Origin of the sequence: Cyclonatronum proteinivorum (assembly GCF_003353065.1) — a bacterium.
Classification (GTDB): domain Bacteria; phylum Bacteroidota; class Rhodothermia; order Balneolales; family Cyclonatronaceae; genus Cyclonatronum; species Cyclonatronum proteinivorum.
This window is the reverse complement of the sequence record NZ_CP027806.1, coordinates 566,799-579,274: the sequence shown is the minus strand read 5'-3', so window position 1 is coordinate 579,274 and position 12,476 is coordinate 566,799. Positions and strand designations below refer to the sequence as shown.

The following is a 12,476-nucleotide window of genomic DNA, read 5'->3' as shown; positions in this document are numbered from 1 at the left end:
TTTACACCGAAGATCACTACATTTGTCTGGGGCTAACTGTTGCCGGGAATCACCTGAATGTGGCAAACAGAAAGATATGCCTTTACGTAAAGTCAGCTTATGGACTGAATGATTAAACCGTATATTCCCACTCTGTACTCTCACATTAAATTAATAACAGCGCTGTATTGGCTCGAATTCTTATCATAACGCAGTATTTCCTTCCTGAAATAACAGCAGCAGCATACCGGCTCAGTGCACTTGAATCGTACCTAACCAAACAGGGCCATGATGTTGATGTGATTACAACCTTTCCGCACCGAAGCCCTAACGAGCAGGCCGTTAACGATACTCCTAAAATTAACAGAGTATCTATGCCAACTATAGAAGGTAGTACTAAAGGACGTATAAAAGAGCAGCTCTGGTTTATGGTGAGATCCTTTATTGCTTTTATTTCAAAACCTGGAAGATATGATTACGTGATTGCTACATCCCCGCCCCTTTTTGCGGGTCTGAGCGGCTACTTTATTTCTAAATTATGTGGCGGACGTTTTATTCTCGACATTCGGGATATTTGGCCCGGCAGCATAATTGCGACCGGTCTTTTTTCAAGTGGATCCATTCCTATCCGTCTTGCATCTTTTCTTGAACGGTTTTTGTACCATAAAGCGGCTCATATTACTACCGTAGCAAAACCTATGGCAACATATGTTAGGCAGTACAAAAAAAATTCAGATGTTAGTATCGTCTATAATGGGGTTGATGAATTGATTAACACGCCTGTAATAGGTGCTCCTGATTCGGATTTCAAACATCTTAATCTCGTATATGCGGGAAATTTCGGGTTAGTACAGGGTCTCGATTTGCTGATTAGAGCTGTAAATAGCTTAGAAGAAAAACATAAAAGCCAGCTGAAGGTATCATTTTTGGGTCAGGGCTTTAAGCAGAAAGAGCTTGAATCTCTTGCCGCTGAACTTGGAGTAAGTGACCGGGTTTCATTTGCAGGTCCCTACACTAAATCTGAACTCACCCATATACTTGCGGAGGAAGCTCACGCTCTTTTTATTCACCTGAAATCTGACCCTTCCCTAAACCTTACGATACCATCGAAGGTATTTGATTGTATGCAGTACAACATCCCGATTGTTTACGGACTGTCAGGTGAAGCACATGAAATTTTAAACAACCATCCCGGAAACATTTCTTTTCGACAGGATTCCGTAGAGGACCTAAAGCTGGCGCTGGAAAAACTGGTTAATAACTACAAAGTGCTGCATGCTGCGTCTGCCGCTAACAGAACATTTGTGAAGGATAACTTCCTACGCGAAGAGTGTTTTCAGCCCTTTTTAAATATTATTTATTAGACCCCACATATTTCGTACCCCTAATTGACAGGTAGTCAGACGTGTAGAAGTCATACCCTCTATTTTATAACCACTCGCATCCCTACAGCCGCGACTTTGATGGTTCAGCACGTACAGTATTTGAAATAAGCTGCTCTCATTTTGTTAGTGGCTCATTTCACCAGGGTCATTTTTCGGGTTTGGGTGCCGTTCGGGGTAGTTATCCGGTAGAGATAGATGCCGCTCGACAGTGCCGAGCCGTCAAATGCCACGCTGTGATAGCCGCTGCTGCGTAGTCCTTCTGTGAGGGTGCTGATCAGCTGGCCGGTGAGGTTGAAGACTTCAAGGCGCACATCCATGGCCTCCGACAAATAAAACTCGATTATGGTTTCAGGGTTGAAGGGATTAGGATAGTTCTGATGGAGGAAGACCTGAACCGGCTTTTCGGGTGGCTCAGGCTGCACCGGCACGGTTTTCCGGCTTACGACAATATCAGACAGACGAATCTGATCGCGCGCGCCGCTTTCTTCACTGCGCCGTTCTCCGGTATGGTAGTACCGCCAAAGCAACTGCACATACCGCTGCTGCTGTGCCGGTCCCGGAAGCACGACATCCTCAAAAAATTGCGCATGTCCGGCCTCTTCTGTCCCGATGTACTCCGCCGGATTTCCGCTGGGGAGTAAAACGTCCTGAAAGGGACCTTCATCACCGATGCGGTACTGCAGCCGCAAACCGTATTCGCGGGAATTAGGGGTTACGGTTCCGGCTGTCCAGGTTACTGTTGTGAGCTGCTCGCCTGTGGTATCAAGGGCAAGAAGTGCCCCACCCAGCCTCTTGCCGGGAAAACCGGGATTGCCCTCAGCATTTGCGGTATTGATGAACGCCACACCATCCTGCCCCAGACCGTTAATGCGCGTCCGGGATTCGAGGTTGTAGGCTCCGGACGTAAACCCTTCAATTCCGGCGGTATAGTACGGATCGTCCTGATCCATGTAAACAAAGGCCATATTATCGGGATAACTCCCGGCTGTGGCATCCGCAGACCAGCCGGTGAAGAAATAATCTTCGAACTGAACCGCGTGTGCTTCTGGAAAGGCATCAATTTCTGACTCTGTAAAAATAGCGGTGAGCATCAGATTGGTATGTGCTTCAAGCGTGATTTCAGCTTCGTTGGGCACACCTTCGGGTAATCCCTCCCAGTGCGAAAACGCGAAGCCAAACGCAGGCTCAGCTTGCAGGGTGAGGGGGACACCCTGGAAATAGTAGCCCGTCCACGGCCATACGGGCTGTTCTACTCCCGGTGTATCTTCCTGAATGCTGAAGCCGTCAACAATCACATGTCCGGCGGAAGCCTGACTCGTCTGCAGCCTGAGACGGAAAACTCCGGGGAGTCCGAAATTTTCCGCAATCTGATCACGCTGCACATCCGGCTTGGCTTCAGCATAGGAGAGGAAACCCTGTACCGTTTGTGATCGCAGCGGATTGTAGCTCCACCGCTGCTCGTAAAGGTCTGCGCCGGGACTCATTTCCGCTACCAGGTCCTGCACAACCTGATTGGCTCGCTCAGGTGCAAAGGTGAAATTTATGTGAGACGCGAAGCGGTTTATGAAGCGGTTTTTAAACGCTTCATTTTGCATAAGGCTTCGCAGCATCAGGGTTCTTTCGGGATCGTTGCCGAAATAATAGGGAGGTTCCCCGCTGCCTTCCGGGGAGAGCGCGTTATGGAGAAGATCGACATTAAGGTTCTGCATTCGCCCGGCCTCATCAAAATCCCACACAAAAAGTCGCCATTTACCATCGTGAAAAGGCGCGTCTGAGGTATCGCGTACCCGCCAGAATTTAAAATGCTTGTTCCCGTACCAGTCCACGTTTCCCCAATAGATCATGCTCACAAGATGATCGATGTAGCTGTCGATATAAAGCATTTCTTCAAGCTGAGCAAAGACCTCATCATCCGACAGATCTGCGGTGGTAAAGAACTGCCAGAATTGTTGCCAGAGGCCAAGGTCCTCGGGCAGGCCTTCATCAACAGCGCTTTCATCCGCCATGCCAACCGGCTCCTCGATAACGACTACATTATCAGGATCAGGTCCGTAGTGGTAGTGAATGTGGAAGCGGTCGAATCGGTCGCGAAGCAACATCATGCCCCAGTACTCTCCGTTGATAAATTGCTGCACAGCCCGGCTCCGCTGATGACTCAGGGCCATGGGGGCGATCATACGATGTGCGGCTGCATCATTCAGAAATTGACGCAGGTTACCGCCGCTGCGTACCATCAGGCGGTTGTATTCCGTGAGCGGCTGCCCGTTGAACGCATTTACAGCTCCCGGGAAAAAAGCGTACGACATAACGTTCGCCTCGTCGTACATAGCACGGGAATAGAGCCTGAAAGACTTGTTAGGATTTGTTCGGGAACCCAGCCCGTGGAGCCGTAGCCCCAAGCTTTGACTGAACAGCGCATCTGTTTGACCGGCGTCAAAAAGCGAGACATGAACCGGTACTTCCCATTCGTCACCCCTGCGGTCGTAGTTAGCGTACCATGCAAAGTCGAATTCCGTACCGCCGGCTTCAAAGTAATCTGTGCCGGGTACATAAATGCCTTCTTCAAAGCCGAAAAGGCGTTTCGGTGGTGCAATAACGGAAAGGACCGGCATAATTTGGAAAGCATCTTCCCCGAAATCCCCTACAAACCAGCTTCCGGTGGCGACCTCACTCAGTTCCTCCCCTTGCTGCACAGCTGCACGAACGACCCATGCCCGTGGTAAACCGCCTGGCGGATTCTGCCAGCGCCAGCCTCCTGCGTCTCTGCGGTAGGTTGTGATGATATCCGAAAAACGATACGGCTGATCGGCAGCCGGAATGAGATCGAGCGGACCGTCATATACAAAGGTCCGGTTTTGGAAGGGCGCCATGAAAGAAAGGTCTGAGGAGCCGGGGAAAAAGTAGTTCACGCTAAAATCCGGGGCATCTTCACTGATATTGGCCGGATCGGGGACGGAACCGTCGAGGGTGTAAAGAATGATGGCGTCTTCAGCCTCTGTGAGCAGTTCGAGGGAAACCGGTTCGCTGTATTTGCCCGGTGCTATGCTGAAGTCAGGCGGGGTGAGCAGTTGCGGCAGCCCGGAAATGTTGGGTTCACCGGGTGTGGGCGTAGTGAAGTACTGCCATTCCTCCCCACCATCGGGATAGCGCCCGTAGCTTATATCCGTCGGGATATTGGTCGGCGGCATGAAATCAATCATTTGCCCCATGGGGTCTGTCAGCAGCACTTCCTCACCGGCAGCGCGAATCGAAAAGTTTGTGTGCAGCTCCCCAAAAGGAATACGGCGGTCCTTGCCGGAAGCCCATACCAGAAGAAACGCCCCGGGTTCCAGGGTAACATCCGGAAAAAACCACATCTGAGGCTCAGAGGCATCATCACTTAAGGCATAGCCAAGCAGGCTCACGGGTTCAACCGTGGGATTGTAAAGCTCAATCCAGTCTTCAAAATCTCCGTCTTCATCAGCAATGGTAGTGGCGTTGGATGCCATCACTTCATTAATCACAATTGTCTGTGCCTGTGCATGTAAGCCAAAAATACCCGATACCAAACCCACAAAAAGCGCAATTACGGACGCTTTGCTTAACTGCATAAATATTCTCATAGCCTGATCTGAAATACTAAACGGACAAGAAAAGAAGGACTTCGGTTGAGGGACATCACTGCCGGAGTAAATGCCGGCATACATAAGCAAAATCATTCAAAAATTTTCTTTAAATACTAATCATCCTAAAATAAGACACTTTACTATCAGATGCAGGCAGAGTAAGCCCTGCCAAACAGCCCGTGCGGAACGTCAGACAGCAGTCGTAAATTCAGCTTTACGCAGCCTGATTTTTTAATCCTTATACCCTGTATTAAACCTATGATACCCAAAATCACCTACACACTCTTTGGCTTTTGCGCCGCGCTTGTGCTTCTCGCACTGTACAATAGCACAGATGATCAGCTGATACATGAGCAGCCGCAAGCTTCCGATATTCAGAAAGCTGAGCGGCTGTACGGGCTGCACTTTCAGCAGGCCCATCGCGACTCCATGCTGGCCGGCATCCGCAGCAATCTGGAAACGTATGAAGCCCTCCGTGCACAGGAAATCAGCAACGATGTCTGGCCGGCGGTTCAGTTCAATCCCCTGCCGGCCGGATTTGAAATGCCCGGGGAGAACCACGAAACGCACAACTGGCAACTGCCTGAGTCCGTCACGCTTCCCGAAAGCGGAGCTGAACTCGCTTTTATGAGCGTTGCCGAGCTTAGCAGCCTCATCCGCAGCGGACAGCTCAGCTCAGTTACGCTCACAGAGCTTTACCTCGAACGCATTCGCACCTACGACCCGGAACTCCGGACGGTAATTACCCTCACAGCGGATCTTGCTCTTCGTCAGGCCGAACGGGCCGATTCTCTGATACAGGCAGGTGTATGGCTGGGGCCGCTGCACGGCATTCCTTACGGCAGTAAAGATTTGCTTGCCCTTGAGGGATATCCCACAACATGGGGAGCCGTTCCGTACAAAGATCAGATGATTGATGAAACCGCAACCGTGATCAGCAGGCTGGAAGTGGCCGGCGCTGTACATCTGGCCAAACTTTCTCTTGGTGCGCTGGCCTGGGGCGATGTCTGGTTTGATGCCACCACGCGCTCTCCATGGAATACCGAGGTCGGGGCAAGCGGTTCAAGTGCCGGTTCGGCTGCCGCTACAGCCGCGGGACTTGTGGCTTTTGCCATCGGCTCAGAAACACTGGGCTCTATTGTTTCCCCCTCAACCCGAAACGGGGTTACCGGACTGCGACCAACGTATGGCAGGGTCAGCCGGCACGGTGCCATGGCGCTGAGTTGGAGTATGGACAAAATCGGGCCGATCACCCGCAGTGTGCGGGATGCCGCGCTGGTATTTGATGCGATCTACGGTGCTGACCCTTATGACCCCAGTCTCATAGACGCCCCTTTTGTATTTGATGCCGATCTGCCGCTTTCTGAAATCCGGATTGGCTATCAGACGTCGGCTTTTGAGCTGCCCTACCCCAACCGTGAACACGATCTCGCAGCGCTTGAAACCCTGCGAAACCTTGGCGCCGACCTCATCCCTGTTGAAATTCCGCAACTTGCGTTTAATGCGATGGATGTAATTCTAAGCGTAGAGGCCGCTGCGGCTTTCGATGACCTGACCCGAAGCGGTCGCGACAGCCTGATGGTGCGGCAGCTCATACAAGCATGGCCCAATGTGTTCCGCACCGCCCGTTTCGTGCCGGCTGTTGAGTATATTCAGGCAAACCGGGCACGCAAGCAGCTTATTGAAAACATGCATAAGGCGCTGCAAGGCATTGACGTGTACGTGAGCCCGTCTTTTGCAGGAGGCAATCTCGGCATTACCAACCTGACAGGTCATCCGGCTGTAGTTGTGCCGAACGGCTTCACCGAAACAGGTATGCCGGTAAGCATTACCTTCACGGCACAGCTGTTTGAAGAGGGTAAGTTATTGCGTGTAGCTGACAGCTTCCAGCAGGCAACTGATTTCCATAAGACCTACCCTCCGGACTTTTTTATTCAGTAATAGCGGATAACAATACGTGAATAAAAAAAAAGCTCCGACCTTTCACGAGACGGAGCCTTACGTTGTGCTTCAATGGTATAAATTTTAAATATAAACTATACCTTTTAGTCTTTGTTTTTGTCTCACTATATTCAAATATTGTCGCATTAGAAAACATCCAACGAGCCACGTGATATATGCTGCCGGCCTTTTTAGTTACCGTACTTCTTTTACTTTCGGCAAACCCGCTTCAATACTTTAGTACTACAGAAAAGCCTGAATATCTCATCAGACACTATACCACATCAGATGGTCTGCCATTAAACTCGGTGATCGGTATGATTCAGTCGGCTGACGGCTTCCTGTATATGACGACACTCGATGGATTGGTGCGCTATGACGGATACGAATTTAAAACCTACACCACTGAAGATTTTCCGGGACTTGTTTCCAACAGGTTGCAGTACATCGGCATTGAAGAAGACGAGCGAATCTGGCTGGGCACTACCTACGGAATCGTCTCATCATTTGACGGTTACAATTTTAGAACTTTTGATCCTGCAGAACCCCATCCCTTCAATTTACAGCAAAGCAAAGAATCCCAATTCCTGGCACTTGGCACAGCGCTCGGAACGGTCATAAAAGCCCGACGAACCGGATTAACATCCCGATATGTCCCGCAGCTTGGTAGTCTTGTTAGCGTTGACGATAACTTTGTAAAGATTGACGGACAAATCATCCTTGAAACCACAGCCATAACAGGTGCTTTTGCCGACGACAAAGGTACAATCTGGATATCAACCTATAATGAGGGTCTTTTTCAGATCAGACCAAGTCTGATTCGGAACATCACCGAAATGGACGGTCTGTCTGTTGGTAACACCTATTCTGTCGTTGAGCTACCAACTGGTGAAATTGTAGCCGGAAGCCTGTCAGGTGGCACCCTTCACTTTGGGCCCGATGGGTTCAGGCGAACCGTTTCCGATACATCGAATGATAACCTGAATCAAAGCCGCTTCATTTTTTATGATGAAGCCGAAGGCGTACTCTACAAATCCTTTTTTGCCCCTCAACTTTTGCGCTATGAGTCCGGCACCTGGGTTACCGAAAGCTGGTTTCAGGAGCTTTTAACCGGAAGTGACTCACGGGTAGATGCCATGCACCGCGGCCGGAATGGTACGCTCTTTGTCGGTTCACCGCGGGGAATGGCGGTTAAACAAGGTGATTCCGTCAGCATGATTGACGCCCTTACAGGCTATAATTTCAGATATGTGCGGGTTATTCGCGAACTGGATGACGGCAGCCTTTTTTTGGGAACCAATGGGCACGGCCTGTACCGGCTGAATCCTGACTGGAGCTGGGTTAAGTACACTACCGAAGACGGCCTTCGCAGCAATTACATTCGGGATATTTATTTAAAAAACGAGGATGAAATATGGCTTGCCACAGAAGGGGACGGGCTTAACCTTCTTCAGTTCAATGATCGCAGCGAAATCCGCAAAAGTATCTCGATAACAAGGCAAACCGGTCTCAATAGTAACTCGCTGCATCGCATTATTGCCGATAATTATGGCAACGTCTGGCTGAATTCCAATAACGGCATCATGCGGATCAGCAAGGAGCAAATTGCTGATTTTACATTGGGTGAGCTGCAGACCGTTACCCCTTTTATTTTTAACGAGCAGAACGGCCTGGTAAACCGCGAAGGTAATGGCGGGGTAGGCAATGCGGGGCTTAAACTCCGAAACGGTTTAATCGTTTTTCCGGGTCAGGCTGGATTAGTACTGATAAACCCGTCTGATTTTAATGCTTCACGATTTGATTTTATCGGCTCACCTACTGTTGACTACCTTGTTACGCCCGATCAGCTATTAAGAAACAACTTACAGGGGGGCTTCAGTCTTGAAAGAGGTGAGCGATCTTTCCGCATACATTTTACCATCCCTAATTTCGAACATCCTGAAGCCGTAACGTTTCATCATCATCTGATGGGCTTCGACGCTCATCCCCATCTCACATCTGAGACACGCACCGCTTACTACACAAACGTCACCCCCGGCACCTATCAGTTTCAGGTTACAGCAACCGGGTATAACGGTCAGGTCGCGCAGGTTTCGGTGCCGGTTTATATTCCGCCCTATTTTTATGAAACCACGCTTTTTTATTTCTTCAGTGGTCTCGGGATTATCTTCCTGGGGGTTCTTGCATACCGGCGCCGGATTTATGTTTATCAAAAAAAACAGGAGCGACTGCGTTTGCTGGTCGAAGAAAAAACAGCGGAACTCACCAAAGCAAATGCTGAAGTGCGCAAAGCTGCGCAGGCAAAAAGCCGGTTGTTCTCAAGCATTAGTCACGAACTAAAAACACCGCTTTCCCTGATCTCAGGACCGCTGGAAGAGATCAGCCGTCACCATACCATCCTTCAAAACACAGACCTGCACCGACAGCTTGAAATGGTGCAGGAAAACACGTTCAAGCTGACTTTTCTGGTAGATCAGATTATGGACGTAACCAAGCTGAATGCCGACGCCCTTAGACTGAAGTTTAAACCGGTCAACCTGCCGGAATTAACCCAATCTCTTCTTTATCAGCTGTCGGCCTTCACCCTTAAAGAAAGCGTAAAACTGGAGTTGCGCGCAGAGCCGGCCAATTTTACGGTTTGGATGGATGAACACGCTTGGGACAGAATCATTACCAACCTTGTTTGTAATGCCCTGCGGTTTACGCCTTCCGGTTCAACCATCCGCGTGGCGCTTCACCAAAATGACAAGCAAGTACGCTGCCTCATTACGGATGAAGGGCCGGGTATTCATGAAGCTGATCTGCCACACATTTTTGACTATTTGTATCAGGGCAACGGGAATCAGGGTTCTGATGGCACCGGTATTGGCCTTTACCTGGTGAAGGGATTGGTGGAGCGGGCTGGCGGAACCATCCGTGCCTTTAACCATGAACAGGGCGGCGCTGTTTTTGAACTGCGCCTGAAAAACGGTTCTTCTCACCTTAATCCGGCTGACCTTGATGATTACAGCCCTAAAAGCCTGCGAAATCAATCCAATACACCCGAACTGCCTGACATTCGCCGCATAACTTTTGCGCCAACCCCAGCGGTTAAGCCGGAAGCCAGCGAGGATGAAACTTTTGTCACCTCAGAGAAGCCCCATCTCCTGATCACGGATGACAATGCAGATTACCGCTCTTTTTTGTCTTCCATCCTTTCGAAACACTTTAGTATCAGCGAAGCACCCAACGGCCATGCTGCCCTTGCACAGCTTGAAAAGCTGCGACCGGATCTGATCATCTCCGATGTGATGATGCCCGGCATGGACGGGATCACGCTTGTTTCGAACATCCGCAGTCTGCCGCAATTCAAGACGGTTCCGGTGCTGTTTATCTCCGCAAAAAGCGATCAGGATGATATCGCTATCGGACTTTCAAGCGGCGCAGATGTCTATCTCACCAAACCGGTTAGTCCTGAAATCATCCGAAAACAGGTTTTCGCCATGCTTCGGCGGGAAAAACTCATCAAAAAAACGGAACTCCCGCAAAAGGTCGCTTCCAACGGAAAGCTGCAGCGGAATGAAAACTCCGGTACCGAAACGGTTGGCGTCAGGCTTAAAGGTGCAGAAAGTCATAAGGAGCTGGAGCATAATATCAGGGAGCTCATCCTGCGGCACATGGGCAATTCAAACCTGAATGCTCAGCTGATTGCTGACTCTCTCTACATCAGCCGCGCGCAGTTGTACCGGAAGTGGGAACAAACGGGTACCATGTCCATCAACAAGTACATCACCAAAATGCGGATTGAAGAAGCCTGTCACCTGATGGAGCAGGAAAATTATACCGTTTCGGAAGCCGCCAACGCTGTGGGCTACAAACACGCGAGCTATTTTTCAACGCTGTTCAAAAAAGAAACCGGATTGAGCCCCTCCGAATGGCTTGACACTGCAAAGGAAAAGGCCTGATATCACATACAGATTCTACAGCTGATCCGGCAGCGCCACAATCCAGGCTTCATTGATGAAGCGTACCCTTCCGAGTGCCTTGCCGGTTTCAAGCGTACGGGTATAATAGGTCTGCCAAAATGCGCGGTCCTCTTCAGTAATCAGGGGGTCGTCAAGTATGCCATCGCGCCCGAAATCACGGATTGAAACAACTTCCCGTGTTTTGATATCGCGAATGACGAACAGGTTATAGGTTCCTTCTTCATCAACAAGCAGGGAGATGATGTCAAAAGCAAGGAAGCCATCAAGCAGTTCAAAGCGTCTTTCGAAAGGTCGTTCACGGTAATTCCCGCGATCCATGGCGGTATGAATGCCTGCAAGGTAAATGCGATTCGCCTCCGAAAGTGTCACATCGCCTTCAAAAATGCGGTCGATGAAGCCATCCTGCGTGTTATCCCGCGCCCAAAGCCTGACGGTGCGCCCCTCCCGCAAAACCAGATCATTGACGCCTTCGTCACGCCCTTCAACCTGATTGTATCCAATAATCTCGTATTGCTCACCTTCAAATTCAAAGCGAAAAATGGTGCCTTCTCCCAAATCGAGCGTGCTGCGACAAGCGCCGAGCACCATGAATACCATTAAAAAGAAAAGGATACGGAAAGAGGCTGAAGCAGACATAAGAAGCGGCATTGAGATGAGATAGTAGAGATCCGACTTCACCCAATATACTAAAAAAGCGCTCCCAACAACGTAAAATCGGTGCAAGCGTCGGCGTATCGGCAACGCGCTGCCGTTTCGTGAAAGTCCGTTGCGCCCCAACAGATAGCGATTTTTGAAACCGCTCAGATACTGAGTTCGCCGGCTTCCCAGCGCTGTTTGAGCCGGGCTTCGTTGAGACGTTTGAAGTCGCGCAGCTTTTCTTCGCTCAGGGACGCTACCGTCATTTCGCGCTTACCCAGTGCCCCGGGTGCCCGCGCTACGAGCCAGCCTCCCACTGCCATGCTTGCCCGTGCCGCTGTCGAGGCGCCGAAAGTTGTGAGCACAGCGTCCTCCGCTGACCGCTCCCGGAGCCATTTAAACACACCGGGCTTCCACAGCTCCGGCGACACGACCGGATCAAAGGGATCATGCAGGATGTGCGTAAACGGACGTTTCGGCCTGAGCTTCAGCTTTGAGAACAGGCAGGGATGAATCTCATAGTGCACCTCTCCCAGTTTTCCGCTAACAGGCTCACCGGATTGGTGCGCGTCCTGAAGCTTCCCAAATACCGCGGGCAGGGCTTCGAAAAGAGCTTTATGTTTGATGAAGGCTGCAAAATTCAGTTGCTGAACCTGATCCGGCATGAGCGGATAAGCTTCAACACTCGTGAACTTAACTTGTGCATCGGGTCGGTAACGCGCAACCAGATCGGCCAGCAGCAGCAGGTTGAGCCCGGTGCCGAAACCGATCTCCATCACCGATACATCTTCATCGCGCTGTAAAGCCCGGCTTATTCCTGATGATTCGAAATACACGTAAAGGCTCTCCTCAACGGCACCGTTAGGATTGTGGAAGTAGCTGCCGGCAGTTTCCGAGTACACGGTGTGCGAACCGTCCCGGCTCAGCTCAATGCGCGTCCGTTGTTTTGCCATGCGGAGATTAAG

6 protein-coding genes are annotated in these 12,476 nt (G+C 50.4%); 3 read left to right on the top strand and 3 right to left on the bottom strand.

The genetic code is table 11. From position 1 onward, the window contains the following. Positions 1–167: 167 nt before the first annotated feature. The gene (locus tag CYPRO_RS02200; RefSeq protein ID WP_114983073.1) at positions 168–1,343 is read left to right on the top strand and encodes a glycosyltransferase family 4 protein; all 1,176 of its coding nucleotides are present in this window, start codon (positions 168–170) and stop codon (positions 1,341–1,343) included. A gap of 152 nt (positions 1,344–1,495) precedes the next feature. On the opposite strand, the gene CYPRO_RS02195 is transcribed toward CYPRO_RS02200, so the two are convergent. Continuing rightward, positions 1,496–4,954, bottom strand: coding sequence for a CotH kinase family protein (locus tag CYPRO_RS02195; protein ID WP_164682454.1), 3,459 nt, complete (start codon positions 4,952–4,954; stop codon positions 1,496–1,498). A gap of 273 nt (positions 4,955–5,227) precedes the next feature. On the opposite strand from CYPRO_RS02195, the gene CYPRO_RS02190 reads away from it, so the two are divergent. Continuing rightward, positions 5,228–6,910, top strand: a complete 1,683-nt coding sequence (locus CYPRO_RS02190; RefSeq protein WP_114983071.1) for an amidase — start codon at positions 5,228–5,230, stop codon at positions 6,908–6,910. Positions 6,911–7,227: 317 nt separating this feature from the next. After that, complete coding sequence (locus CYPRO_RS02185; protein ID WP_164682452.1) at positions 7,228–10,854, top strand: hybrid sensor histidine kinase/response regulator transcription factor; 3,627 nt, start codon at positions 7,228–7,230, stop codon at positions 10,852–10,854. A 15-nt stretch (positions 10,855–10,869) separates the two neighbouring features. Here the strand turns inward: CYPRO_RS02185 and CYPRO_RS02180 are convergent, their stop codons facing one another. Continuing rightward, positions 10,870–11,511, bottom strand: a complete 642-nt coding sequence (locus tag CYPRO_RS02180; RefSeq protein WP_124245489.1) for a hypothetical protein — start codon at positions 11,509–11,511, stop codon at positions 10,870–10,872. 164 nt (positions 11,512–11,675) lie between these two features. Continuing rightward, on the bottom strand, positions 11,676–12,464 hold the full coding sequence (locus CYPRO_RS02175) for an MnmC family methyltransferase (RefSeq protein WP_114983067.1): 789 nt from the start codon (positions 12,462–12,464) through the stop codon (positions 11,676–11,678). Between the last annotated feature and the right edge of the window lie 12 nt (positions 12,465–12,476).